The 26681-nt window shown below is 71.8% G+C and carries 20 protein-coding genes; 12 read left to right on the top strand and 8 right to left on the bottom strand.

Features of this window, described 5'->3' with window-relative positions; translation table 11 throughout:
* Positions 1 to 105: 105 nt before the first annotated feature.
* Positions 106 to 1092, bottom strand: a complete 987-nt coding sequence (locus R6Y94_RS22365) for an N-acetylglucosamine kinase (protein WP_318397847.1) — start codon at positions 1090 to 1092, stop codon at positions 106 to 108.
* A gap of 100 nt (positions 1093 to 1192) precedes the next feature.
* On the opposite strand from R6Y94_RS22365, the gene R6Y94_RS22360 reads away from it, so the two are divergent.
* The 7 genes from R6Y94_RS22360 to R6Y94_RS22330 all read left to right on the top strand — a co-directional run bounded on the left by R6Y94_RS22360 (position 1193) and on the right by R6Y94_RS22330 (position 8762).
* Positions 1193 to 2116 (top strand): MurR/RpiR family transcriptional regulator, encoded by a 924-nt coding sequence (locus R6Y94_RS22360; protein WP_412102842.1) that lies wholly within the window; start codon positions 1193 to 1195, stop codon positions 2114 to 2116.
* Positions 2117 to 2118: 2 nt separating this feature from the next.
* Positions 2119 to 2871, top strand: coding sequence for an SIS domain-containing protein (locus R6Y94_RS22355; RefSeq protein WP_318397989.1), 753 nt, complete (start codon positions 2119 to 2121; stop codon positions 2869 to 2871).
* A 20-nt stretch (positions 2872 to 2891) separates the two neighbouring features.
* On the top strand, positions 2892 to 4328 hold the full coding sequence (gene ngcE, locus R6Y94_RS22350) for an N-acetylglucosamine/diacetylchitobiose ABC transporter substrate-binding protein (protein ID WP_318397845.1): 1437 nt from the start codon (positions 2892 to 2894) through the stop codon (positions 4326 to 4328).
* A 7-nt stretch (positions 4329 to 4335) separates the two neighbouring features.
* Positions 4336 to 5262, top strand: a complete 927-nt coding sequence (locus R6Y94_RS22345; RefSeq protein ID WP_318397844.1) for a sugar ABC transporter permease — start codon at positions 4336 to 4338, stop codon at positions 5260 to 5262.
* A complete protein-coding gene (locus R6Y94_RS22340) occupies positions 5259 to 6155 on the top strand; it encodes a carbohydrate ABC transporter permease (protein WP_318397843.1) in 897 nt (298 codons plus the stop codon). The genes R6Y94_RS22345 and R6Y94_RS22340 overlap by 4 nt, the downstream gene beginning before the upstream one ends.
* A gap of 98 nt (positions 6156 to 6253) precedes the next feature.
* Positions 6254 to 7435, top strand: a complete 1182-nt coding sequence (locus R6Y94_RS22335; RefSeq protein WP_318397842.1) for a carbohydrate-binding protein — start codon at positions 6254 to 6256, stop codon at positions 7433 to 7435.
* Positions 7436 to 7637: 202 nt separating this feature from the next.
* Positions 7638 to 8762: a pectate lyase gene (locus R6Y94_RS22330; RefSeq protein ID WP_318397841.1), complete on the top strand. Its 1125-nt coding sequence runs from the start codon at positions 7638 to 7640 to the stop codon at positions 8760 to 8762.
* A gap of 61 nt (positions 8763 to 8823) precedes the next feature.
* Here R6Y94_RS22330 and R6Y94_RS22325 read toward each other — a convergent pair whose 3' ends face one another.
* The 4 genes from R6Y94_RS22325 to R6Y94_RS22310 form a co-directional block, all read right to left on the bottom strand.
* A complete protein-coding gene (locus R6Y94_RS22325; protein ID WP_318397840.1) occupies positions 8824 to 10476 on the bottom strand; it encodes a tripartite tricarboxylate transporter permease in 1653 nt (550 codons plus the stop codon).
* Positions 10477 to 10998: a tripartite tricarboxylate transporter TctB family protein gene (locus R6Y94_RS22320; RefSeq protein ID WP_318397839.1), complete on the bottom strand. Its 522-nt coding sequence runs from the start codon at positions 10996 to 10998 to the stop codon at positions 10477 to 10479. It abuts the gene before it with no gap.
* Entirely contained in the window at positions 10995 to 12020 is a 1026-nt protein-coding gene (locus R6Y94_RS22315; RefSeq protein ID WP_318397838.1) for a tripartite tricarboxylate transporter substrate binding protein, read from the bottom strand. Before R6Y94_RS22315 ends, R6Y94_RS22320 begins: the two co-directional genes overlap by 4 nt.
* A gap of 839 nt (positions 12021 to 12859) precedes the next feature.
* Positions 12860 to 13744 carry an ABC transporter substrate-binding protein gene (locus R6Y94_RS22310; RefSeq protein ID WP_318397837.1) on the bottom strand — a complete coding sequence of 295 codons (885 nt, stop codon included), beginning with the start codon at positions 13742 to 13744 and terminating at the stop codon, positions 12860 to 12862.
* Positions 13745 to 13993: 249 nt separating this feature from the next.
* Here R6Y94_RS22310 and R6Y94_RS22305 point away from each other — a divergent pair, with 249 nt between their 5' ends.
* Positions 13994 to 15280, top strand: coding sequence for an endo-1,4-beta-xylanase (locus tag R6Y94_RS22305; protein WP_318397836.1), 1287 nt, complete (start codon positions 13994 to 13996; stop codon positions 15278 to 15280).
* A gap of 87 nt (positions 15281 to 15367) precedes the next feature.
* Here the strand turns inward: R6Y94_RS22305 and R6Y94_RS22300 are convergent, their stop codons facing one another.
* Together R6Y94_RS22300 and R6Y94_RS22295 are read right to left on the bottom strand one after the other, a co-directional pair.
* Positions 15368 to 16873 (bottom strand): family 43 glycosylhydrolase, encoded by a 1506-nt coding sequence (locus R6Y94_RS22300; protein WP_318397835.1) that lies wholly within the window; start codon positions 16871 to 16873, stop codon positions 15368 to 15370.
* A gap of 29 nt (positions 16874 to 16902) precedes the next feature.
* Positions 16903 to 18405 (bottom strand): family 43 glycosylhydrolase, encoded by a 1503-nt coding sequence (locus R6Y94_RS22295; RefSeq protein ID WP_318397834.1) that lies wholly within the window; start codon positions 18403 to 18405, stop codon positions 16903 to 16905.
* A 490-nt stretch (positions 18406 to 18895) separates the two neighbouring features.
* On the opposite strand from R6Y94_RS22295, the gene R6Y94_RS22290 reads away from it, so the two are divergent.
* Positions 18896 to 20431: a family 43 glycosylhydrolase gene (locus tag R6Y94_RS22290; RefSeq protein WP_318397833.1), complete on the top strand. Its 1536-nt coding sequence runs from the start codon at positions 18896 to 18898 to the stop codon at positions 20429 to 20431.
* Between the two features lie 141 nt (positions 20432 to 20572).
* Positions 20573 to 21964: an FAD-dependent oxidoreductase gene (locus R6Y94_RS22285; protein WP_318397832.1), complete on the top strand. Its 1392-nt coding sequence runs from the start codon at positions 20573 to 20575 to the stop codon at positions 21962 to 21964.
* A gap of 36 nt (positions 21965 to 22000) precedes the next feature.
* Here the strand turns inward: R6Y94_RS22285 and R6Y94_RS22280 are convergent, their stop codons facing one another.
* The gene (locus R6Y94_RS22280) at positions 22001 to 22597 is read right to left on the bottom strand and encodes a TetR/AcrR family transcriptional regulator C-terminal domain-containing protein (protein WP_318397831.1); all 597 of its coding nucleotides are present in this window, start codon (positions 22595 to 22597) and stop codon (positions 22001 to 22003) included.
* A gap of 68 nt (positions 22598 to 22665) precedes the next feature.
* On the opposite strand from R6Y94_RS22280, the gene R6Y94_RS22275 reads away from it, so the two are divergent.
* Positions 22666 to 23901 carry a beta-ketoacyl-ACP synthase II gene (locus R6Y94_RS22275; RefSeq protein WP_318397830.1) on the top strand — a complete coding sequence of 412 codons (1236 nt, stop codon included), beginning with the start codon at positions 22666 to 22668 and terminating at the stop codon, positions 23899 to 23901.
* A gap of 193 nt (positions 23902 to 24094) precedes the next feature.
* Positions 24095 to 26641: a polysaccharide lyase family 8 super-sandwich domain-containing protein gene (locus tag R6Y94_RS22270; protein ID WP_318397829.1), complete on the top strand. Its 2547-nt coding sequence runs from the start codon at positions 24095 to 24097 to the stop codon at positions 26639 to 26641.
* Positions 26642 to 26681: the final 40 nt, after the last annotated feature.

The raw sequence follows: 26681 nt of genomic DNA, 5'->3' as shown, positions 1-26681 counted from the left end.
GCCGGGAAGTCGCATCCGTGACTTCCCGGCAGCCGTCGTCCGTGGACCGGCCCGCCGCCGCGCAGACCTCCGGCTGCCGCCGCGCAGACCTCCGGCCGCCGCCGGTCAGGCCGGGCCGCCGCCGGCCGGACCCACACCGGCGCCGCCGGACGAGGCGGCCAGCAGCCGGGCGTGCAGCGCCGGGTCGGCGTACCCGAGAAAGCGGCGGAGGGCGACCCAGGCGGCGCCGGCGGCCGCGTCCCCCGCCGGCACACCGGGCCAGCCCAGCCGGTCGACGAGCCGGTCCTGCACGGCGGTGCGGATCTCCGGTACCCCGGCGAGGACGCCGCCGGCCAGCACCACCGGACCTGGCGCCGGGTGCAGCGACAGGAGTGTGCCGGCGAGTCGTTCCGCGGCGGTCTCCAGGATGGCCGTCGCGTCCGGGTCACCGTTCCGGGCCGCCGTGCCGACCAGCGGGGCCAGCCCGGCCAGCCGGTCGCGGCCGACCTGGTAGACCCGGGTGACGAAACCGTCCGGCTCGGTACTGCCGAGTTCGGTGGCCACGGCGCGGGCCAGCGGTCCGGACGGTGGGCCCCGGTAGAGCGCCCGGGCCGTCGACCTCGCCGCCGCCAGGCCGAGCCAGAATCCGGAGCCCTCGTCGCCGAGCAGCCAGCCGAGGCCGTCGGCGGTCCGGCCGACCGCGCCGTCGCGGACCTCGGCGGCGACCGCACCGGTGCCGGCGATCAAGACCGTGCCGCACTCGGCCGGGGTGCCGGCCGCGAACGCCACCACCGCGTCGCCGACCGGATGCAGCGGGCAGCTCAGGCCGAGCCGTGACCACTGCGCGGCGTACCGGGCGGAGACCTCCGGCTCGGCCAGCCGGGCCACCCCGGCGAGCCCGACCACTGCGCCGACCACCCGGCTCGGGTCGTACCCGTGCAGCGCCGCCCGGCCGGCCTCGCCGAGCGCGGCGGCGGCCCCGGCCGGATCGGTGGCGACCGGGTTACCGGCCCGGGCGCGGCCACGCCCCACGACCCGGCCGTCCACGGTGGCCAGTACCACCCGGGTGGCCGTGCCGCCGCAGTCGGCGCCGAGCACGAACGCGTCGACCATGCTGCCGATGGTGCGGGCTTCCGATCGATAATGTCAAACCTATTGACTCGCGACCCATGATGGTCATAACTTTTTTCATCACCTGGTCGTCGTGAAAGGAATGTTGATGGAGGAGAGCGGGCTGCTGGGCCGGTTGCGTACCGAGCTGGCCACGCTGCCGGTCGCCCTGCAGCGGGTCGCCGAGCAGATCCTGATCGCGCCGGAGGAGACCGCCCGGGCCACGATCATCGATCTGGCCGAGCGGGCCGGCACCTCCACCGCGACCGTGACCCGGTTCTGCCGGGTCTTCGGCTACCGGGGCTACGCCCAGCTCCGGGTGGCGGTGGCCACCGAGATCGGCCGGGCCGCACAGGCGCGCTGGGACACCGACATCGACCGGGAGATCGGCCCCGACGACCCGCTCGACCACCTGCTCGGGGTGGTGGCCAGCGCCGACGCCCGGGCGATCCAGGACACCGCCGGTCAGGTCGACCTGGCCGCCGTCGACCGGGTCGCCGAGGCCGTCGCGCAGGCCCACCGGGTCGACCTGTTCGGGCTCGGCAGCTCCGGCAACGCGGCCCGGGAGATGGCGTTCCGGCTGGAACGGATCCGGATCCCGGTCTGGCACCGGGCCGACCCGCACACCGCGCTGACCAACGCCGCGCTGCTCGGCCCGGGCGACGTGGCGATCGGGCTGTCGCACAGCGGGCGTACCCGGGAGGTGATCGAGGTGCTGGCCGAGGCGGCCGACCACGGCGCACTGACAGTCGCGGTCACCTCGTTCCGGCGCTCGCCGCTGGCCGAGGTCGCCGACGTGGTGCTGACCACCGCCGTGCAGGAGACGACGTTCCGGCTGGCCGCGCTCTCCGCGCTGCACTCCCAACTGCTGGTGCTCGACCTGATCTACGTCGCGGTGGCCCAGCGGACCTACCAGCGCACCACCGAGGCGTTCGAGGTGACCGCCCGGGCCGTCGACGCGCACCGGATGCCGGACGACTCGCCGCGGGCCGCACGCCGGCAGCTCAAGACCACGGAGGGGCTTTGACCATGGACATCGGCGCACCCGCCTACCTCACCGCCGTCACCGCCGCGATCGACCGGGTCGCCCGGACCCAGACCGAGGGCGTACGCCGGGCAGCCGACCTGATCACCGCCGCGCTGGGCCGGGGCGGAGTGGTGCAGGCGTTCGGCTGCGGGCACTCCGAGGCGCTCTCGATGGAGATCGCCGGTCGGGCCGGCGGACTGGTACCCAGCAACCGGATCGCCCTGCGCGACCTCGTGCTCTACGGCGGCGCAGACCGGACCGTACTCGAGGATCCGTTGCTGGAACGCGATCCGACCGTGGCGCACCGGCTCTACGAGCTGGCGCCGATCAAGCCGGACGACGTCTTCGTGCTCACCTCCAACTCCGGTGTCAACGGGGTGATCGTCGAGTTCGCCCTGCTGGTCAAGGAGCACGGCCACTCCCTGATCGGGATCACCTCGCTCGACCACACCGCCCGGGTCACCTCCGGGCACCGGTCGGGGCGGCGCCTCGCCGACCTCGCCGACGTCGTACTCGACAACGGGGCGCCGTACGGCGACGCCGCGCTGCCCCTGCCCGATGGCGGTGCCGTCGGTGCCATCTCCTCGATCACCGGTGCGTTGCTCGCCCAGCAGGTCGTCGCCGAGGTCGTCGCCCGGCTGCTCGACGCCGGTACCCGGCCACCGGTCTACCTGTCCGCGAACGTCCCGGGCGGCCGGGAGCAGAACAGCGAGCTAGAGGCGCGGTACGCCGGACGCATCCGGCGTACCGCCTGAAGAGAAGAAGGCGAGGCGCCATGAACTCTTTCCGTCCGGCCCGCTCCGGGCCGGGACCGACCACCGGCCCGGGACGGCGTACCGTGCTGCGGGCCGCCGCGATCGGGCTGGCCGTCCCGGCGCTCGCCGGCTGTGTCACCAGCGGCGGCGACGACGGCCAGCCCGCCGCGGCCAAGGGCGAGACGAGCGCCGACAACCCGCTCGGGGTGCCCGCCTCGACCCCGCTGGAGGTGGTCATCTTCGACGGCGGCTACGGCGACGAGTACGCCAGCAACGCCGAGAACATCTACAAGGGACGGTTTCCCGGCGCGACCGTGGACCACAAGGCGCTCCAGAAGGTCGGCGAGGCGCTGCAACCCCGGTTCGTCGCCGACACCCCGCCGGACGTGGTGGACAACACCGGTGCCGGCCGGCTCGACCTGGCCACCCTGGTCGCCGCAGGCAAGCTGGCCGACCTCACCGAGCTGCTCGACGCCCCGTCGCTGGACGACCCCGGCCGCAAGGTCCGGGACACTCTGCTGCCCGGCGTGGTGGCCGACGGCACGCTGGACGGCAAGGTCTACACGCTCAACTTCACCTACACCGTCTGGGGACTCTGGTATTCCAAGCCGCTCTTCGACAGGCACGGCTGGGCGTACCCGACGAGCTGGGACGCGATGCTGGCGCTCTGCGCGGAGATCAAGAAGGCGGGCATCGCGCCCTGGACCTACCAGGGCAAATACCCGGAATACCTGAACGACCCGCTGCTGGCGATGGCGGCCAAGGCCGGCGGTCCGGAGCTGGTCACGGCGGTCGACAACCTCCAGCCGGGCGCCTGGAAGCAGCAGCCGCTGCTGGACGCGGCGACCGCGATCGCCGAACTCGCCGGCCGGGGCTACCTGCTCGCAGGTTCCGAGGCGCTGTCGCACACCGAGGCACAGGCCGCCTGGTCGCAGGGGAAGGCCGCGATCATCCCGTGCGGCTCCTGGCTGGAGGCCGAGCAGAAGGGTGTCACCCCGGCCGGCTTCGACATGGTGATGGGCGCGGTCCCGTCGCTGGGCGCGGCCGACAAGCTGCCGTACGGGACGATCCAGGCCGCCAGCAGCGAATCGTTCCTGGTCCCGGCCCGGGCCAAGAACCCGCGCGGCGGGCTGGAGTTCCTTCGGGTGCTCTTCTCCTCCGGCAGCGCCCGGCGGTTCGCCGAGCTGAACAGCACGCTGCCCAGCGTCGCCGGAGCCACCGACGGACTGGCCGTCAGCAGCGGGCTCGGCTCGGTCCGCTCCGCCGTGCAGGCCGCCGGCCCGAACACCGTCACCTACCGGTTCCGCACCTGGTACGCCCCGCTGGCCAAGGCGGTCGACGACGCCACCGGCGAACTCGCCAGCCGCCGGATCAACCCGGGGCAGTGGGCCGACCGGATCCAGAAGGCCGCGGACGCGGTCGCCGCCGACTCCGCCGTCACCAAGTACACCCGGTAGTCCGGCGATGGCGGCCCTGCGGCACGGCAAGTACCGCTTCCTCGCCGGGGCGATCCTGCCCGGACTGCTGCTCTACGCGGTCTTCGTGCTCTCCCCGTACGCGCAGGCGTTCTATCTCGCGCTGACCGACTGGACCGGGGTCTCCGGGCAGGTGGAGATCGTGGGGCTGGAGAACTTCCGGCGGCTGGTCGACGATCCGCTCTTCCTGGCGGCGCTGCGCAACAACGGGCTGCTGCTGCTCGTCGTGCCGGCGGTCACCATCGGGCTCGGGCTGCTGCTCGCCGGGCTGGTCAACTTCGGCGGCCGGCGGGGCAGCACGATGGTCGGCGGGGTCCGGGGCGGCGAGTTCTACAAGGTCGCCTACTTCTTCCCGCAACTGCTCTCGCTGCCGATCATCGCGGTGCTCTGGCAGTTCGTGTACCACCCGAACGAAGGCGTGCTCAACGGCGCGCTCCGGGCCGTCGGGCTGGACTTCCTGGCCCGGACCTGGCTGGGCGACCCGCACCTGGCGCTCTGGGCGGTGGCCGGGGTGCTGGTCTGGTCGTCGGTCGGCTTCTACATGGTGCTCTTCTCCGCCGCGATGGAGTCGATCCCGCGCGACGTGCTGGAGGCGGCGGTACTGGACGGGGCCGGCCGGCTCGCCGTGCTCCGCCGGGTGGTGTTGCCGCTGGTCCGGGAGAACGTGCAGGTGGCCTTCGTCTACCTCGGCGTACTCGCGCTGGACGGCTTCGCGGTCGTCCAGGTGATGACGGTCGGGCCGGGTGGCCCGGACGGGGCCACCGAGGTGATCGGGCTCGGCCTCTACCGCAACGCCTTCACCTACGGCCGGTTCGGCTACGCCGCCGCGATGGGGGTGGCGCTGTTCTTCCTCACCCTCGCGCTCGCCGTCGTCGCGCTGCGGGTCGGTCGCCGGGAGCGGGTGGAACTCTCATGACGACCCTGGTCGACCGTCCGGCTCGCCGGCAGCCGTCCGCCGCACCCGTTCGCACTCCGGCCCGCCGTACCGGGCGCTTCGGCGACCTGGCCGCACACCTGTTCCTGGTCGGCTGGGCCGCGCTGGTCACGGTACCGCTGCTCTGGGCGGTACTCAGCTCGCTGAAGACCGACCGGGAGATCCTGACCAGCCCGTGGACGGTGCCGGCGACGCCCCGGTTCGACAACTGGGCCCGGGCCTGGGGCGAGGCGTCGATCGGCAGCTACTTCCTGAACAGCGCGATCGTGGTGGGCAGCGCGCTGGTGCTGACCATGCTGCTCGGCGCGCTGGTCGCGTACGCCCTGGCGCGGTATTCGTTCCCGGGCAACCGGCTGCTCTACCACCTCTTCGTCGCCGGGCTGCTCTTCCCGGTCTTCCTCGCCCTGGTGCCGCTCTTCTTCGTGGTACGCCAACTCGGGCTGCTCGGCACCTATCCGGGGCTGATCCTGGTCTACACCGCGTACGCCCTGCCGTTCACCGTCTTCTTCCTGCACGGGTTCTTCCGCTCGCTACCCTCGGCACTGGCCGAGGCGGCGTTCCTGGACGGCTGCTCGCACTGGGGCGTGCTCTTTCGGGTGATGCTGCCGCTGGCCCGGCCGGGCCTGGCCAGCATCGCGATCTTCAACTTCCTCGGCCTGTGGAACCAGTACCTGCTGCCGCTGGTGCTCAACCCCGACCCCGAGCGGTACGTGCTGGCCCAGGGGCTGGCGGCCCTGTCGGTCAGCCAGGGCTACCGCAGTGACTGGAGCGGTCTCTTCGCCGGCCTCACCATCGCGATGTTGCCGGTGCTGGCCGCGTACCTGCTCTTCCAACGCCAGATCCGGACCGGCCTGACCGCCGGTGCGGTCCGCTAGCTCCGGTACCGCCGCACCTCCCATCCGGTTACCACCCGCGCGCCGGCCAGTGCCGGCCGTGGTCCCCCTTGTCACCCCCACCGGGAGGAGAAATCCCCGTGTCAGCCAGACCCAGCGCGCGAAGCCTCGCCGCCGGTACGGCGGCCCTGCTGGCCGCCGGCACTCTCGCCGGCATCACCGCGACCACCGCCGGTGCCGTACCGGCCGCCGCCCCCGCCGCCGCAGCCGCCTGCGGCGTCCTCTTCGACGACTTCGGCTACTCGTCACCCTCCGACCCCGCGATCGCCGCCCGGGGCTGGACCGTCCGCACCAACGCCGGCGGCCCGGGTGTGCCCGGGGCGTCCTGGCCGGCGTCGAACGTCAGCTTCCCCACCGACGGCGGGCAGAAGGTGCTCCAGCTCGCCGCCCGCACCGACGGTACGGCCGGCGGCACCAGCCACGCCGAGTTCTTCCACCAGCGCAAGTTCTTCGAGGGCACCTACGCCAGCCGGGTGCGGTTCACCGACGCGCCACAGTCCGGGCCGGACGGTGACCACCTGGTGGAGACCTTCTTCACCATCACCCCGCTGGACCGGCCGCTCGACCCGAACTACGGCGAGATCGACTTCGAGTACCTGCCGAACGGCGGCTGGGGCGAGCAGGGGCCGATCTTCTACCAGACCACCTGGGAGACGTACCAGAACGAGCCGTGGCAGGCCGACAACACCCACACCGCACAGCGGACCAGCTTCGCCGGCTGGCACGACCTGGTCTTCACGGTTTCCGGCGGCCGCGTGAAGTACTACGTGGACGGTCAGCAGGTGGCCGACCACGGCGACCGGTACTACCCGGAGACCTCGATGTCGATCAACTTCAACCTCTGGTTCATCGACCTCACCGGGCGGACCGGTACCGGGCTGGCCAGCTACATCCAGCAGGTCGACTACCTCTACTACGCCGACCGGGAGGTGATCAGCACCGCCGAGGCGAAGAACCGGGTGGCCGCGTACCGGTCGGCCGGCACCGGCCACGTCGACACGGTGGGCAGCGGCGGTGCCTGCCCGACCACGCCGCCCACCACCCGGCCGCCGACCACGCCGCCCACCACCCAGCCGCCCACGACCCCGCCGACCACCCAGCCACCGGTCAACTGCGCCGGTGCTCCCGCCTGGGACTGGGGGACCGTCTACCTGGAGGGTGCCCGGGTCCGGCACAACGGCCGGCTCTGGCAGGCGAACTGGTGGACGCAGGGCTCCGAGCCGGGACTGACCGCGCAGTGGCGTGACCTCGGCCCCTGCTGAACGAGCGCCGGCCCTCCCCCCTCCGCCGGTGCGGAGGTGGGAGGGCCGGGGTGGACGGAAGACATTGACGCACCTGAATCATGTCATTACCATCCTGAATCAGGAAAGCGCTTTCCAGCTAGTCGTCCGCTCGTCCACCACTCCGGGCTTCCGCGGCGCACACCCGACAGGGAATCCGGTGAAACCGTACAGGGAGGCCACCATGGGTGTCCGTACTCCAGCGCGCCCGAGATCCCGGCTCGGCCGGCCGCTGGTCGGGGGCGCGGTCGCGCTGCTCACCGCAGCAGCGGCCGTCTCCGCGCCGTCCGCCAGCGCCGCCGCGGCCGTCTCCGCGCCGGTCGGAAGCGCCGTGTCCAGCGAGGGCCTGGTCGGCTTCGCCACCCTGACCGGGTACGGCCGCACCGGCACCAACGGCGGAGCCGGCGGGCCGACGGTGACGGTCAGCAACTACGCCCAGTTGGCGGCGGCGGTGGCCGACGACGTGCCGAGGATCGTCCGGGTCTCCGGCACCGTCACCGGCAGCGGCGACGACATGCTGGACGTCGGCTCCAACAAGACCATCATCGGTGTCGGATCGTCCGCGACGATCAGCGGCTTCGGGCTGGACGTCAACGGCTGGGGGCCGGCGGAGGTGGACTGGGGCGGCGACACCTGCGACCCCGCCGAGCGGGACCGGTTCACCCACGTGCAGAACGTCATCATCCGCAACCTGTCGTTCCGGAACTCGCCGGACGACTCGATCAACGTGCAGTGCTACTCGCACCACGTCTGGATCGACCACAACACCTTCTATCCGGCCTCCGACGGCTCGGTGGACATCAAGCGCGGCTCGGACCTCGCGACCGTCTCGTACAACCGGTTCGCCGGTACCGACAAGTCGATGCTGCTCGGGCACAGCGACAACAACGCCGCCCAGGACACCGGCTACCTGCGCGTGACGTACCACCACAACTGGTTCGACGGGTCGAACACCCGCCATCCCCGGGTCCGGTTCGGCTACGCACACGTGTACGCCAACTACGTCAGCATCGACGACTACTTCATCGGGCTCGGGGTCGAGGGCCGGATCTACGCCGAGAGCAACTACGTCCGGGGTGCCAAGACCATCACCGAGGACTTCGGCAACGCCCGTCTGACCTGGGCCAGGAGCAACTTCTACGACGTCGCCACCATCACCCGGGCGAACGACAGCGGCAAGACGATGGAGGACTGGCTGCGTGCCGACGGCAGCGTCGGGCCGCCGCCGTACAGCTACTCGGCCGGCTCCGCCTCCAGCAGTCCGCCGTCGGCGGGCGCCGGGGTTCCCGGCGCGGACACCATCCCGTAGCCCCGCACCGCCGGGTCGCCCGCCCGCCGCTCCCGCGCACCGTCCGCCGAGCCGTCGCCCGTCACGGCCGGTCGGGCGGCCCGGGAGCGGCGGGCGGGCGCAGTTCGTCGTCGGCATCGCGGTCCGCCGCCACGCCCTCCCGCTGGGCCGGTACCGGGGCCTCCGGCGCCGGTGCGGTCGCGGGCGAGGATGCCGTGCCGGCGGACGGCGTGGTCGCCGGGGCGGCCGTCTCCCGGCGCCGCCGGAGCATCCGTACGCCGACCGGCACGAGCAGGGCCAGCACGGTGACCACGAAGAGGGTGCCGGAGATCGGTCGGGCCAGGAACCCGCTCGGATTGCCGTCGAAGATCCGCATCGACTGCCGGAACGCCGTCTCCAGCAGGCTGCCCAGCACGAACGCCAGCACCAGCGGGCCGGGCTCGAAGCCGGTCTTCTTCATCAGGTACCCGACGACGCCGAAGACGATCACCAGCAGCATGTCGAAGGTGCTGTTGTTGACGGTGTAGACGCCGAGCATCGTCACCGTCACCACGACCGGCGCGAGGATGCTGTCCCGGACCGAGACCAGCCGGACGAAGACGCCGACCAGCGGGACACTCAGGATCAGCAGGAAGATGTTGCCGACGTACATCGAGTCGACGACGCCCCAGAAGACCTCGGGGTTCTCGTCGATCAGCCGGGGACCGGGCGGGATGCCCTGGAGCAGCAGCGCGCCGAAGATCAGCGCCATCACCGGGTTGGTCGGGATGCCCAGGGTCAGCAGCGGGATGAACGAGGAGGTCGCGGCGGCGTTGTTCGCGGTCTCCGGTGCCGCCACGCCCTCGATGGCGCCCCGACCGAACCGCTCCGGCGTCCTGCTGCGCCGCTTCTCCAGGGCGTACGCGGCCATCGACGACAGCACTCCGCCGCCACCGGGCAGCAGTCCGATGAAGAACCCGACCACCGAGCCGCGCCCCACCGCGCCCCGGGACTGCCGCCAGTCCTCCCGGGACGGCCAGGCGTTACTGACCCGGGGCTTCGGCAGCCGGTTCCGGGCCCGGTGTTCGAGCAGGTAGAGGATCTCGCCGAGCCCGAACAGCCCCATCGCGAGGGCGACGAAGTCGACGCCGTCGGCCAGGTTGATGTTGCCGAAGGTGAACCGGGGCGAGGCGAACAGCGGGTCCGGCCCGGCGGCGGCGAGCAGCAGGCCGAGCCCCGCCGCGACCAGGCTCTTCGCGGTGGAGACCGTACCGAGGCTGGCGACCAGCAGGATCCCCATCGCGGCCAGTACGGCGTTCTCCGGCGGGCCGAAACCGAGCGAGAATTTGGCCAACACCGGGGCGACCAGGGTCAGCCCGACGATGCTCACCGTGCCGCCGATGAACGACCCGATCGCGGCGATGCCCAGGGCCGAGCCGGCCCGCCCCTGCCGGGCCATCTGGTAACCGTCGATGGTGGTGATGACCGTGGCCGCCTCGCCGGGCAGCCGCAGCAGCACCGAGGTGATGGTGCCGCCGTACATGGCGCCGTAGTAGATACCGGCGAGCATGATGATCGCCGACTCGGCCGGGATCTCGTAGGTGATCGGCAGCAGCAGTGCGATCGTCGCGACCGGTCCGAGGCCGGGCAGTACCCCGATGACCATGCCGATCACGACACCGGCCAGCACGTACAGCAGGTTCACCGGAGTGAACACCACCCCGAAGCCGGCCAGGACGGGGTCGAGGAAGTCCACTCAGAAGGCCAATCTCGGGAGCTTCACGTCCAGCAGCGTGATGAACAGCAGGTAGAGCGCGGCCGTGGTGACGACGCTGACCGCCGCGGTGACCCGCCAGGACTCCCGCCCGAGCACCCTGAGCCAGAACGCCATCACCAGCAGGGTGGGTATTTCGAAGCCGATCCGGTTGATCAGCAGCACGAAGACGACCAGGCTGACGACCCCCAGGGCGATCCCGATCCCACCCCGGCCGAACTGCTCGACCGCCGCCGCCTTGCGCTCGAAGACCAGCGACCACAACCCGGCGCCGAGCAGGAGCAGGCTGGCCAGCGCCGGCCAGAGCCCCGGGCCGGCTTCGGCGGGCGTACCGAGGGAGAGCGAGACGGAGTATCCGAGACCGGCCAGGCCGAGCGCGACCGGCAGCACGCCCGCGACGAGCTGTCCGAGCCGGCCGGCCGGCGGAATGTCCTCGGAGGGCAGCAGCCCCGGCTCGCCCTCCCCGGCCGGCGGGGACGCCCCGTCGACGTCGATCCGACTCACTTCGGCCCCAGCCCGAACCGGTCGATCAGCGCCTTGTACCGGTCGAAGTCGCCCTTGATCTTGCTCGCCACCTCGGTGCCGTCGACCTCGAACCGGTCGATGTAGTTCTTCTTCAGGAAGTCGTCGTACTCCGGTGCCTTGACCGCCTCCCGGAACGCCTCCTGGAGCGCGGTCACCGCGTCGTCCGGCATCGACCTCGGCCCGGCGATGAACCGGGCCTGGTCGACGGTGAGGTCGAAGCCCTTCTCGACGGCGGTCGGCAGGTCGGGCAGCGAGGGGCTGCGCTGCTGGCTGAACACCCCGAGCCAGCGCAGCTCGCCGGACTGCACCAGCCGCATCGACTCGGCCGGTTGGGAGGCGCCGATGTCGACCTGCTTGCCCAGCACGGCGGTGACGGCCGGACCGCCGCCGCCGAACGGCACGTCGGTGGCGTTGATCCCGGCGAGCTTGTAGAACGCGGTCTGCGCGAAGTACGCCCCGGTGCCCACCCCGGAGTGCCCGTACGTGATCCGCCGCCCGCTGCCCTTGAGCGCGATCACGTCGTCGATGGTCTTGAACGGGGAGTCCTTGTGCGCGACCAGCACGATGTTCTCGACGGTCAGCCCGATCACCACCCGCAGCTCGTCGAGCGAGACCGTGGCGGCGTTCCTACCCAGTTGCGGGGTGAGGGTGAACAGCGAACTCGGCGGGAAACCGATCTTGTAGCCGTCGCCCTGGGCCGAAGCCACCTCCTTGGTGCCGACGGCGGCGGCCGCGCCGTCCCGGTTGATGATCACCATCGACTGGCCGAGCGGCTTCTCGATCGCCTTGCCGAGGGTCCGGGCGATCAGGTCGGTGCTGCCACCCGGGGCGAACGGCACGATCAGCTCGACCGAGCGTTCCGGGTATCCCGATCCGCCGTCGTCGCCGCCGTTGCCGGTCTGCACGCTGCAACCGGCGAGGAAGGCTCCCGCGCCGAGCCCTGCGCCCAGGCGCAGGAGGGCACGCCGGTCCATGGCGCGCCGCAGATTCGATTCGGTCACTGGTCCCTCCCTGGTGGCTCAGGTTGGAGATCTTCGGACTTCGAAGAGTGTCATCTTGATACATGCCGATCTAGGGGCTGTCAATCAAATCGGTGGCAGCGGTACGAAGCGGACGGAAACGCCGGCAGCCTCCGAATCCTCTCAGGACGTCGGCGCGGTACGGCGCTGCCGCGCGGGCCGGCTTCCCGCCGTACGGCCGGCCGGGCGACTCTGCGAACCGCGCTCGGATATCCGGGTGCCCGCGCCGGGCCGGCGGCCTACGGTTGCCCGATGGGTACCGCTCTGGCCGAGGCGATCGACCGGCTCTACGTGGTGTTCGGCGGGACTCCCCGGCCGACGGGGAGCGGTGCGCGGTCCGGGACCTGCTCGCGGCACTCTGGGCACAGACGCTGGCCGACGACCCGGAGGCGGTGAACGGCGTCGACACCGTGCTCTGCGCGGTCGGCAACGTCGAGGCCGACCTCACGCCTTATCTGGCGGAGTGGGAGCGGCAGCTCGCCCGGCCGACGGCAGCGGGACAGCTTATCGAACTCCTGAGATGCGGCTGCCGGCTCGACGGCACCACCTGGCGGCTCGGCAACGCCTTCTGGTCGGAGCGGAAGAGCCAGGTCGCCCAGGTGGGCGCCTGGCTCTCCGGCGCCGGCCTGCGTCAGGCGGTCACCACGGCGCTCGGCGCCGTAGTGGCGGCCGCCGATACCGACGTGCTCGCCGAGTCCAGCTGGCGGATCCTGGCCGAACTCGACGACCTGCTCGGCGGCGTACCCGCACCCGGTCGCCGACCGGTCAGGTGGACGGGGTGCGGCGGCGGTGGTCGGCGCACGGGGCCGGGCACCGGTCGGTCAGGCGATCCGGGCAACGGCTCCGTCGGGCGGTTCGGGCACGGCGCCCGGATGCAGGATCGCGGCGATCGCCTCGATCCCGTCCACCAGGCGCGGGCCGGGGCGGACGACCAGACCGTCCGCGTCCACCGCCCACACCGCGACCCCGGGTAGCCGGCGCGCGACGACCTCGGCCTGTCGGGCCGCGCCGTCCAGGTGGAAGCCGCACGGCGTCACGAGCACGATCTCCGGCTCGGCGTCGGCGAACTCCCGCCAGGTCGTCTCCACCGACCGTGCCCCGGGCCGGGCGGCCACCGGCTCGCCGCCGGCCGCGCGTACCAGGTCGGGCACCCAGTGCCCGGCCGTGAACGGCGGCTCGACCCACTCCACGACCGCGACCCGGGGCCGCGGGCGGCCCCGGACCGCCGAGGCCACCGCCGCGAGCCGGTCCCGCAACGCGCCGACCAGCGCCTGGGCCCGATCGGGTACGCCGGTCCGCGCGCCCACCTCCAGGATCGTCCCGAAGACCTCGTCCAGCGTGTACGGGTCCAGCGACAGCACGTCGGCCCGGCAGCCGAGATGGTCGAGGGCGTCCTCGACGTGCCCGGAGGGGAGCGCGCAGACCCGGCAGAGGTCCTGGGTCAGGATCAACTCCGGCTCCAGCCCGGCGAGTGCGTCGGCGTGCAGGGTGTAGAGGTCGACCCCGGCCGACATCTGTGCCTTCACGTAGTCGTCGATCGCCGCCGGCGTCATTCCCCGGGTGTCCCGACCGCCGACCACGACCGTCTTGTCGGTCCGGGCCGACGGCGGCTCGTCGCACTCGAAGGTTACGCCGACGAGGTCGTCCCCGAGCCCGAGGGCGTAGACGATCTCCGTCGCGGAGGGCAGCAACGAGACCAGGCGCATACCGCCATCGTGCCCGCCCCCGGTCGCGCCCGGCCAGCCGCCCCGGCCGGAAGGTCGACAAGCAACGCCGTGCTCAGCCCTCCGCGCCGGGCGGTGGTGCCGGTACACCGGGCTCCTGGCCCGGTCCGTCGTGCCGTCCACATGCACGTGCATGTGCAGTTGCCAAGCAGGCCAGAGTTGATCGTCGAGCGGTGGCCCGGCGTACGGTGGGCCATCCGCGCCGTCCACCCCACCGATGGAGGATGCTCGATGTCGTCCGACTCCGACGCGCTGATCCGGCAGCACCGGACCGCCACCGCCACCCTGACCGTGACCAGCGGAGGTGCCCCACTGGCCGGGCAGGAGGTGGTGGTCGCACAGCGCGACCACGCGTTCCTGTTCGGCTGTACCGGATTCGAGTTCATCCCGCTGGCCAACGGCGAGCTGACCGCGGCTCCGGAGGCCGGGCCGGACGGCGGGTCGGGCTCGCTGGGCGAGGCCGACATCACCCGGGTCGAACGGCTGGCCGACCTATGGCTCGACCTGTTCAACTTCGCCACCCTGCCGTTCTACTGGGGACGCTTCGAGCCCGAGCGCGGTCGGCCGGACACCCGGCGCCTCCTGGCGACGGCGCGCTGGTTCGCCGAGCGGGGCTGCCTGGTCAAGGGGCACCCGCTGGCCTGGCACACGGTGAGCGCCGAGTGGCTGACCGAGCTGACCAATCCGGAGATCACCCAGGTGCAACTGGACCGGATCCGCCGGGAGGTGACCGACTTCGCCGGCCTGATCGACACCTGGGACGTGATCAACGAGGTCGTGATCATGCCGATCTTCGACAAGTACGACAACGGCCTCACCCGGATCTGCCGGGACCAGGGGCGCATCCCGCTGGTCCGGATGGTCTTCGACGCGGCCCGCGAGGCGAATCCGGGCGCCACCCTGCTGCTCAACGACTTCGACATGTCCGCCGCGTACGAGTGCCTGATCGAGGGGGTACTGGAGGCGGGGATCCGGATCGACGCACTCGGGTTGCAGAGCCACATGCACCAGGGCTACTGGGGCGAGGAGAAGACGCTCGGCATCGTCGACCGGTTCGCCCGGTACGGCCTGCCGATCCACTTCACCGAGACGACCCTGCTCTCCGGGCACCTGATGCCGGCCGACATCGTCGACCTGAACGACTACCAGATCCCGGACTGGCCCAGCACCCCGGAGGGGGAGGAGCGGCAGGCCGACGAGATCGTCCGGCACTACAGGACCCTGCTGTCGCACCCGTCGGTGCGGGCGACCACCTACTGGGGGATGGTGGACGGCGGCTGGCTCGGCGCGCCGGGCGGCTTCGTCCGGGCCGACGGCACGCCGAAGCCCTCGTACGAGGCACTGCGCGCGCTGGTCCGCGACGAGTGGTGGCTCGCGCCGACCCGACTCGGCACGGACGAGCAGGGTCGGGTCGGGTTCACCGGCTTCCTCGGCGAGTACGAGGTGTCGGCCGGTGGCCGTACCGCGACGTTCCGGCTCGACGAGCCGGGGGCGGCAGCGGTCGAGGTGGCGCTCTGACCCTCCGGTCGAGGCCCGGCCCGGAGTACGGCGGCGACCGCCCGGGGAGCTGGCGAGGATCGCACTCCCCGGGCGGACGTACCCGGCTTACTCGCCCGACGGTGCGCTGAGCTGCACGCCGAGCCGTGCCGGGGTGCCGAAGTTGGGCGTGCCGTCGCTGTTCCAGGTGAACTTCTGGGCCCGGGTCGAGCGGTTCATGTCACAGCCACCGCTCGCCGAGTCGTTCCCGTGGTAGACGATCCAGTCCTCGGTCCCGTCCGGTGACTTGAAGAAGCCGTTGTGGCCGGGCGCGAAGACGCCGTTGGCGTCGCTGCGCTGGAAGACCGGGTCGGGGCTCTTGGTCCAGGACGACGCGCTCAGCGGATTGCTGCCGGTCAGGGTGAGCAGGCCGAGCTTGTAGTCCGGCCCCCAGCAGGCACTCGCCGAATAGACGATCATCGTCCGCCCGTTGCGGTAGAGCGGCTCCGGCCCCTCCGTCACCGGATGGGTCTGCCGTTCCCAGCTCAACGTCGGCGAGGTGAGCCGGACCCGGGAGCCGCTGATCGTCCACGGGTTGCTCAGCGGGGTGATGAACAGGCTCTGCCCGTAGCTGCCGCCCGCGTTGTAGGTGCCGAGCAGGTAGAGGCTGTTGCCCACCCGCAGCACGCTCGCGTCGAGTTGCCAGTCGTTGCCCAGGTCGGCCTTGAAGGTGTACGGCCCCATCGGGTCGGTGCCGGCACTCTCCAGCACGTGCAGCCGCTGCGTGGGGTTGAAGTCGCTGACGTTCTGCCCGGCCACGTAGTAGAGGTACCACCGGCCGTTGATCAGGTGGAACTCCGGCGCCCACATGTTGCAGCAGCCGTTCGGCCGGTTGGCGAGGTTGAAGACCACCTGGTCCGGCGCGCTGGCCAGGCCGGCGAGGGTGGCGGACCGGCGCATGGTGATCGTCGAGTTCCAGGTGGTGGTGGCGAGGTAGTAGTAGCCGTTGTGGTGCTGGAGCCACGGGTCCGGCCCGTTCCGCTTGATCGGGTTGGTGAAGGTGCCGGGTGTCGGGTTCCCGCCGCCGACGGAACCGACGTCGACCATCTGCCACTGCTGGTTGGCGCCGTCCAGGTCCTGGTACTGGGAGACCATCGCACCGTCCGCGGTGGACCACTCCCAGACGTCCAGTGCCTTGCCGCTGGCCCGGTTGACCAGACGTACGTAGCCGCCGGCCGAGTCGGCGAGCCGGAAGTGCTGCCGGCTGTTGCCGCTGTCGGCGTTCTGCACCAACTGCACGCCGTCGTCGGAGTTCGGCAGCTCCAGTACCTTGCCGCTGTGCCGGGACTGCACCTTGTAGTAGCCGCCTCCGGCGTCGAGGAACCGCCACTGCTGCCAGTTGCCGTCGTTGCGGGCGTACTGGTTGATCGGGGCGCCGTCGTCGGTGGCCAGGTTGTAGACGTCGAGGGCCTTGCCGCTGTTCCGGTTGACCAGCACGTAGTAGACGTTCGGGTCGGCGGTGGCGGCCGTGGCCGGCGGAGCGCCGACGAGGACGCCGGTGCCGGCGACCAGGCCGGCGACGCCGGCGGCGAGTCCGGCCCGCCAGCGGACCCGGCGCGGATGCAGGGGTGTCATGGAATGCTCCCTACGGTCGATGGGGGCGGTCAGTAGACGTACGGCCAGCCGGCGGAGTCGAAGCCGATCCGGTTGATGCCGAGCAGCGAGGCGCCGTTGTTCGCGTAGTAGTGGTAGACGAGCAGGTCGCCGTCGGTGTCGGAGAGCACCGTCTGGTGGCCCGGCCCGTGGATGTCGCCGTGCGAGGCGAGCACCTGGGTACCGCCGCCGGAGGTGAGCGTGGTGCCGTTCCGGTCGACGAAGGGTCCGGTCACGCTGGTGGAGCGCCCGACCATCACCCGGTAGGTGCTGGACGCGCCCTGGCAGCAGCGGTCGAAGGAGACGTACAGGTAGTAGTAGCCGCCCCGCTTGACCAGGGTCGGCGCCTCGATCGCGCCGCCGTTCCGGCCGGCGATGCTCCGGATCGTGCTGTCCGAGCGCTTGCCGGTGGCCGGATCCAGGGCGACCAGCTTGAGCCCGGACCAGAACGAGCCGAAGGCGAGCCACCAACGGCCCTGGTCGTCCACGATCAGGTTCGGGTCGATCGCGTTGAAGTCGTCCGAGGTACGCGACTCGATCACCAGGCCCCGGTCGGTCCAGCTACCGGAGTTGCCGGACGGGCTGGTGGCCAGGAAGATCGCCGACCGGTTCGAGCCGAAGGTGGAGGCCGAGTAGTACAGGTAGTACTGGTTGTTCCGGTACGAGATGTCTGGCGCCCAGAGGTTGCGGCTCCCCCCGGTGTAGCTGGTGGTCCACGGCGCGCCGTTCGGGAAGACCGATCCGGCGTTGCGGAACGCGACCCGGTCGGTCGAGGTCTTCAGCGCGATGTCGTTGCCGGTGTGTGCCACCAGGTAGTCGCCGCCGGGCCGGCGTACCACGGTCGGGTCGTGCACCCCGATGTCCCCGGTCACCCGCATCGGCGCCGGGTACGCGGCCGGCGGCGTGCCCGGGCCACCGGTGGGGGGCGGAGTTCCGGGCCCGCCGGAGCCGACCCGGACCAGTTGCCACTGCTGGTTGGCGCCGCCCTGGTCGGCGTACTGGCTGATCCGGCCGCCGTCGGCGGTGGACCACTCCCAGACGTCGAGGGCCTTGTTGCTGTTCCGGTTGATCAGCCGGACGTACCCGCCGTCCGAGTCGGCGAGCCGGAACTGCTGGTCGGTGCTGCCCTGGTCGGTCCACTGGATCACCTCCGCGCCATCGGCGCTGGAGGAGTCCCGGATGTCGAGGACCTTGCCGCTGTGCCGGGAGCGGAGCCGGTGGTAGCCGGCCCCCGAGTCGACGAACTGCCACTGCTGCCAGGCGCCGTCGTTGCGGGCCCACTGCACGATCTGGCCACCGTCGGCGGTGGACCGGTCGTAGACGTCGAGGGCCTTGCCGCTGTGCCGGGACACCAGGACGTACCAGGCGTTCGGGTCAACGGTCGCGGCCGAGGCCGACCGGACCGGTACGGCGATCGCGGCGCCGACGAGCGCGGCGGCGACCGCGAGCACGGTGGCGATACGGAGCCGGGTCCGGCCCGGCGCCCTCGGGGGTGGGGAAGCGAGAGCTTCCATGGTCTTCCTTCCGTCGGTCCGTCCGGTGGACGGTGCCGAGCCCGCAGTGCCGTGGGACGACGGGCCCGCGGGCTGACAGGGGCGGTCAAGGTGGTGTGGATCTTGCTGTGTCCGGCGGGTGGCGCTCGGACGCCGGCTCGGGACGGGTGTGCCGGCGGGCGCTTGCCGCAGTGCCCACGTGCCGGCGCGCGGCCGGCGGTGCGGCGGCGCAGTGAACCTTTTTCAACCCGGACCGCGCGGCCCTCAGGCACCGCGTCGGACCTTGCGGTCCGTCGGACCACAAGGGGGTTGAGAAAGGTTCAGCGCTGTGGCCCAGCCCGGACGTATCGATGATGTTCGCGCTCACATGGGTCGATGTCAAGAGGGAATGCGCTTTCCTTGCAGGGCTCGAAGAGGCCTTGACTGACGTCAATGTTAGCGATCACACTGTTCCCGTAACACCAAGGTAACGGACCGGACGTTCCCGGGGATCGACGAAAGGTCGCTGGTCATGAAGCCGATGCCGCGCAGGATGTTCCGCCACCCGCTCCGGCCGTTCGGCACCGTACCGGCGGCGGGGAGCGCCGCGACCGCCCGCCATCCCGGCCGGGGGCTGACCACCCCGGTGTTCACCGCGCTGGCCACGGTGCTCGCGTTGCTGGCCGGTCTGCTGCCCGGAGTGCCGGCCGAAGCCGCCCCGGCGGTGAACTACACCAACCCGCTGGTCAACCAGCGCGCCGACCCGCACATTGTCAAGCACACCGACGGCTACTACTACATGACCGCGACCGTGCCGCAGTACGACCGGATCGTGCTGCGCCGGGCGACCACGTTGCAGGGGCTGGCCAGCGCCACCGAGACGACCATCTGGCGCCGGCACACCAGTGGGGAGATGGGTGCGCACATCTGGGCGCCCGAGATCCACTTCATCGACAACCGTTGGTACGTCTACTTCGCCGCCGGCCGCACCGACGACGTCTGGCGGATCCGGATGTACGTGCTGGAGAACGCCGGCGCCAACCCGCTGACCGGGTCCTGGACCGAACGCGGCCGGATCAGCACCCCGTGGGACACGTTCAGCCTGGACGCGTCGACCTTCGTGGCGAACGGCGTCCGCTATCTCGTCTGGGCCCAGTCCGAACCGGGCATCTCGACCAACTCCAACCTCTACCTGGCCCGGATGGGTGCCAACCCGTGGACGATCACCGGCACGGTGACCCGGCTGACCGTGCCGACGTACGACTGGGAGACCCGGGGGTACCGGGTGGCCGAGGGGCCGGCGGTGATCCAGCGCAACGGACGGATCTTCCTGACCTACTCGGCCAGCGCCACCGACGCCAACTACTGCCTCGGCATGCTTACCGCATCGGCGACCGCGAACCTGCTCTCCGCCGCATCCTGGACCAAGAGCCCGACCCCGGTCTTCACCAGCAACGCCGCGACCGGCCAGTACGGACCCGGGCACAACTCGTTCACCGTCTCCGAGGACGGCCAGAGCGACATCCTCGTCTACCACGACCGCAACTACCGGGACATCAACGGCGACCCGCTGAACGACCCCAACCGGCGTACCCGGATCCAGAAGCTGTACTGGAACGCGGACGGCACCCCGGACCTCGGCATCCCGGTGCCGGACGGTGCGACCCCGGTCCGGCTGCGTCCGCACGATCTCGCCGACTCCTACCTGCGGCACTACGACTACCGTGGCCGCGTCGAGGCGAACGTGACGCCGCTGGCCGACTCGCAGTTCCGGATCGTGACCGGCCTGGCCGGTTCCGGCACGGTGTCGCTGGAGTCGACCAACTTCCCCGGCTACTACCTCCGGCACCGCAACTACGAGGTGTACGTGGAGCGCGACGACGGCTCGGCGCAGTTCCGCGCCGACGCCAGTTTCCTGCGCCGTGCCGGACTTGCCAGCAGTGCCGGCATCTCGCTGGAGGCGCAGAACGTCGCCGGCCGGTACCTGCGGCACCGGGCCGGGCTGCTCTACGTCGAGCCGGTGACCTCCACCGCCGAGCAGGCGTCCGCCACCCTCCACCTGGAATAGACCGATGGGGGGCCGCGGCGCGGCGCGGGGCGCCCCGCCGCCGGGGTACGCCGACGCGCCGGAGAGTCGTGATGCTGACTGTCCGGTGGGTTACCGAACAGATCTGGCCTGGTGAGTGGCGGTGTCGGTAAGGATGAAGGCATGCCTTCGCCACTGTCCAAGCCCCGTCACGCCGTGGTCATCGGCGGGAGCTTCGCCGGCCTCTGTATCGCGCGCACCCTCGCCGATTTCGTCGAGCGGGTGACCGTACTCGACCGGGACCGCTTTCCGGACGGACCGCGGCTGCGTACGGGCATTCCGCAGGCACGCCACCTGCACGTCCTGATCACCTCGGGACAGCGGGCCCTCGACCGGCTCTTTCCCGGTCTGATGGCCGAACTGTACGACCGCGGCGCGGTCCGGGTCGCCGCGCCGACCGACCTGCTGTCGCTGAGCCCGAACGGATGGCGGGAACGCTTCCCGGCCACCCACACGCTGGTCGGGGCCAGCCGGGAACTGCTGGACTGGACCATCCGGCAGCGCCTTGCCGGCGACCGGCGGATCCGGTTCGAGACCGCCCGGGAAGTGGTCGGCCTGCTGCCCGGCGAGGACGGCGGCTCGGTGACCGGGGTGCACCTGCGGGTCCGCAACGGTGGACCCGAGATCCACCGGTGCGAGGCCGACCTGGTCGTCGACGCCAGCGGTCGCGGCTCCCGCAGTCCGGAGTGGCTGGCCGCGCTGGGCTACGGGCGGCCGGAGGAGACCCGGATCGACGCCGGGCTGGGCTACGCGAGCCGGCGCTACCGGCTGGCCCCGGGCGTCGCCGACGGCTGGAAGAACATCATGGTGATGCCGAAACCGCCGCAGGTCACCCGGGCCGGGGTGCTCTATCCGATCGAGAACGGTCGCTGGATGGTCACCCTCGGCGGGTTCGGGGACGAGACCCCGCCCACCGACGAGGCGGGCTTCCTGGAGTTCACCCGTAACCTGCGCAGTCCGTTGATCTACGAGGCGATCCGGGACGCCGAGCCGGACGGGCCGATCCACGGCTTCCGGCGGACCGCCAACCACCGCCGGCACTACGAGACGATGCCGCGCTGGCCGGAGGGGTTCCTGGTGGTCGGGGACGCCGCCTGCGCCTTCAACCCGGTCTACGGCCAGGGGATGAGCGTGGCCGCGCAGACCGCCGTGGTGCTCGGCGAGCACCTGCGGGCTCACCGGGGGCGGTTCGGGCGGGCCGCCCAGGCGGCGGTGGCCGAGTGCAGCGCCACCGCGTGGACCATCGCCACCGGTACCGACCTGCGGTTCTCCGCCGGGGCGGTCCGGCCGGGACGGCGTGGCCGGCTCTCCCACTGGTATCTGGATCGGGCCGCCGTGGTGGCCGACCGCGACCCGTACGTGCTGCGGGTGCTGACCGACGTGCAGCACCTGGTCCGGCCGCCGGCCGCGCTGGCGCGTCCGGGGGTGGCACTGCGGGTACTGCGCGGCCCGACCCGCCCGCCGCTGTCGACCCCGCCCGTCACGGTGTCGGGTCGGCCGGCACCCCGACGGTGAGCACCCTGTCCGGCACGGGCCGCCGGGCCCTCGTCCTCAACGTCTCGTCAGGTCGGTCGGTCTCCGGACGGTGAGCACCCCGGCCAGGTCGATATCGTCGGCGCGGCCGTCGAAGCCGGACTCCGAGATCAGCCGGGCGCCGAGGACGGTGCTCCAGAAGGTGCGTGCCTCGACGTCGGCGGGACGGTCGAGCACCCAGCCGTGCTGGTCGAGGATCGCGGCGAGGTAGCTCTGTGCCTTGCGGAACAGCACGGCGAGGCTCTGCTCGGCGACCGGTCGCAGCTCCGGCCGGCGTCGGGCGATCGACATCGCCTGCACCGCGATCGGCACGGTGGGCAGGGTCAGGGCGCTGCGGGCCAACGCCGTACGGAACGCGGCGGGGGTGCGTCGGCGTCGGCCGACCGGCTCCAGCCGTTCGGCGTCCCGGAGCAGCAGCATGAACGCGGCATGCACGAACAGTCCGTCCTTCGAGCCGAAGTAGTAGGTGATCTGGTTCGGGTGCGCCGAGGCGGCGGTGGCGATCTCGGCCACGCTGACGGCGTCGAAGCCGCGTTCGGCGAAGAGCGCCGCGGCGTGTTCGAGGATCTGCGCCCGGGTACGCCGACCACGGGCCCGGGGCGGCTCGGTGGACATGCCATAGTTGTATGCGATACAACTAACGGCGGACAAGCCGGCACACCGCGAAGACGGGAGAAGCGAGCATGAGCGGCCGGGACGTGGTCGTCACCGGGCTCGGTGCGACCACCCCGCTCGGTGGGGACGTCGACTCCCTCTGGCAGGGCATGCTCGCCGGGCGCTCCGGCGTACGCCGGATCGACGACCTGATGGCGTCGTTCGCGCACACCGACGACCTGCCGACCAAGATCGCCGCTCCGATGGCCGTCTCGCCGGACTCGGCGCTGACCCGGGTGCAGGCCCGCCGGATGGACCGCTGCCAGCAGGCCGCGCTGGTCGCCGCCCGGCAGGCCTGGGCCGACGCCGGCAGTCCCGAGGTCGACCCGCTCCGCCTGGCGGTGGTGATCGGCACCGGGATCGGCGGCGTCAACACCCTGCTGGCCCAGGACGACCTGCTGGAACAGAGGGGGCCCGCCCGGATCTCCCCGCTCACCGTGCCGATGCTGATGCCGAACGGGCCGGCGGCCTGGGTCAGCCTGGAGTTCGACGCCCGGGCCGGCGTTTACACCACCGTCTCCGCCTGCGCCTCCGGCGCGGAGGCCCTCGCGCTGGCGGTCCGGCTGATCCGCTCCGGCGAGGCCGACGTGGTGATCGCCGGTGGCGCGGAGGCGGCGATCACCCCGCTGACCATCGCCGGCTTTGCCCAGGCGCGCACCCTCTCGAAGCGCAACGACGAGCCCGAGCGCGCCTCCCGACCGTTCGACGTGGACCGCGACGGTTTCGTGCTCGGCGAGGGGGCCGGGGTGATGATCCTGGAGCGGGCGGACTTCGCGGCCGGCCGGGATGCCCGAGTGCTCGGCCGGCTCGCCGGCTACGGCATCACCGCCGACGCGCACCACATCACCGGCCCGGACCCGACCGGTGCCGGACAGATCCGGGCGATCCGCAACGCCGTGGCCGACGCCGGGCTGCGACCGGGCGACGTCGGGCACGTCAACTGCCATGCCACCTCCACAGTGGTCGGCGACGTCGGAGAGGCGAGCGCGATCCAGCAGGCACTGGGCGACGACGTCGTACTCACCGCGCCGAAGTCGAGCCTCGGTCACCTGGTCGGTGCGGCCGGCGCGGTGGAGGGGATCGTCACGGTGCTGTCGGTCGCCAACGACGTCATCCCGCCCACGCTCAACCTGGACCGCAAGGCTCCCGAGGTGCGGTTGGAGGTGGCCGGCGACGGGCCACGCGAGCAGCGACTTGACGCCGCGATCTGCAACTCGTTCGGCTTCGGCGGGCAGAACGTCTCGCTGCTCTTCACCGCCAACTGACCGTTCGGTCCGGCCACGGTCCGACCCGGCCGAGGGTTGAGTGTGGAGAGCAAACCTTTCCACCTGCACGGTGCGGCGCCCTCCCCCCGGGACGTCCACCCGCGGAGACCCGGATCGCACGGGGAGGTTGAAAAGTTTCACCAGGGTTGGTTGAATTCGGCAATTGCTTTCTGTCGATCTTGGAGCGTCCGCCGTGCCCGTCTCCCGCCGCGCCGTCCTGTCGACGATCCCCGCCGCCAGCCTGCTGGCGCTGGCCGGGCCACTGCGGGCCAGAGCCGCGACCCCGCCGCAGCGGGTCGCCGCCGCCCCCGCCGAGCACGCCGTACTGCTCGGCAACACGGTCGCGATCTTCGCCGGTACCGCCGGGTCGAACGCCCGGCCCGAGGTGGCCGGCAAGCTCGCGGCCATCGACTCGACGGCCCGGGCCCGGCTCGACGCGTTGGCGGGCGCCGGCCCGGGCGAGCTGTTCCGGGGCGTACCGCTGGGCACCAGTGACCCCAACCTGAACACGTCGTTCCAGTACCTCTACGACATCGCCCTGGCCACCCGGGTCCCCGGCGGCAGCCTCGACGGCGACACCGCGCTGCGACGCCGGGTCATCGACGGTCTCGGCTGGCTGCACGAGCGCTACTACGGCGACCAGTCAGCCGGCTACTACGGCAACTGGCACCACTGGGAGATCGGCATCTCGAACCATGTCAGCCGGACCCTGGTGCTGCTCGCGGCCGATGTGGCGGCGTACCGGCCGGAGCTGGTCGGAAGCTTTGTGGCCTCGATGGACGCGTACCTGCGCAACGGGAAGGACGGCGACGTCGACCTCGACTCGCGGTTCCACACCGGCGCCAACCTCGCCGACATCGCGACGAACCGGATCCTCCAGGGTGCCGTCCTCGGCGACGACGCCCGGATCAGCAAGGCCCTCGCCGACCAGCTCACCGTCTTCGCCACCATCGACCCGTACGCGCTGGAGCACGGCGTCACCGACGGCTACTACGCCGACGGCTCGTTCATCCAGCACGCCTCGGTCGCCTACACCGGCTCGTACGGCCGGAACCTGCTGGCCCGGGTGGTGCAGACCATCAAGATTCTCCAAGGTACCGGCTACGTCCAGGGTGCCGACCTGGTCGACGTGGTCCGGGGCTGGGTGGTCGACGGGTTCGCCCCGCTGATCTTCGAGGGCTGGATGATGGAGATCGTCAAGGGCCGGGCGGTCTCCCGGACCGCCACCGGCTACGCCGACGTGGCGGGCGTGCTGGAGGCCGTCGTCGACCTCTCCGGCCACGCCACCGGCGCCGACGCGCAGGCGCTGGCCGGCTATGTCAAGTTCGTCCGGCAGACCTCCCGGGCCGCGCTCAACCCGAGCACGTTCGTCTCCCCGGTCAGCATCGCCCGGTATGCCGACATCCTGGCCGATGCCACGATCCCGGCGGCGGACCTGAATCCGGAGCGGCGCAGCGTCGCCTTCAACGCGATGGACCGGACGGTGCACCGCCGTCCCGGCTACGCCTTCGCGCTCGCCCGCAGCTCCGACCGGATCAGCAAGTACGAGTACATGAGCGGCGAGAACCTGACGCCCTGGTTCCAGGGGGACGGGGCGTACTACCTCTACCTTGCCGGTCAGGACCAGACCCAGGCGTACGGGGTGGACTACTTCACCACGGTCTCGCCGTACCGGCTGGCCGGGGTCACTGCCCCGGTGGAGCACCGGCACACCGTCCCGGAGCTGTACGGCACCGCCTGGTACGACAACCCGGCGCTCGGCTTCACCTCGTCGTCGGAGTCACAGAACACCTACGTCTACTTCCCGCGCGGCACCAACCGGTTCTCCGGCGGCGCCACCCTCGGCAGCTACGGAGCCGCCGGGCTGGTCCAGTCCGACGACGCCGCGTACGCCGCGAAGCGGGCCGGCCGGCTGCCGGACGACTTCGTCGCGTACCGCAACGCCGTGGCCACCAAGTCGTGGTTCCTCTTCGACGACGAGATCGTGGTGCTCGCCGCCGGGGTCGGCGACCTGGCCGGCCGGGCGGTCAGCACGACGGTCGACAGCCGGATCGCCGAGGAGTCCGATCCGGTGACGGTGACCGGGCGGCTCCGCGACGGCCGGAGTTTCACCGGCACCGGCACCGCCCCGCTGGCCTGGCTGCGCTACGCCAACGCCGCCGCGCAGACCTCGGTCGGCTACGCCTTCCTGTCCGGTCCGCCGCCGACGGTCACCGCCGAGGTGGTGACCCGGAGTCGCCGGGTGGTCCGGACCGCCAACCCGGACACGATGGTGCGGAAGCGGGTCTTCGCCGTCTCGGTGGAGCAGGCTGCCGGAGCGCCGCTCGGCTCGCTGGCGTACGCCCTGCTGCCGAACGCCTCGGAGCAGCGGCTGCGGGCGTACCCGGGCGGGCCGGTCGTGGTGCTGGCCAACAGCACCCGGTTCCAGGCCGTCCGGCACGCCGGGCTGGGGCTGGTCGCCGCGAACGCCTTCGCGCCCGGTCGGCACGCCGCCGACCGGCTGGTGGTGGACGGCCCGGCCTCGGTGCTGCTCCGGCAGGCCCGCGACCGGACCGTCGCGGTCGCGATCGCGGACCCGACCACGGACCGCGACACGGTCTCGGTGACGCTGCGTGGTCGCCGGCTCCGGGTGGTTTCGGCCGACGACGGGATCCGGGTCCGCCGGATTCCCGGCGGCACCCGGATCGAGGCCCGCACCCGGCAGACGTACGGTCGCAGCCTGCGGGTGACGCTGCGCTGACACCTCTCCGGTCGGCGGTGCGGCTCCGTCGGGTGATCTC

Origin of the sequence: Plantactinospora sp. KLBMP9567 (assembly GCF_033446045.1) — a bacterium.
Classification (GTDB): domain Bacteria; phylum Actinomycetota; class Actinomycetes; order Mycobacteriales; family Micromonosporaceae; genus Plantactinospora.
This window is presented reverse-complemented; position numbering and strand designations above follow the sequence as displayed.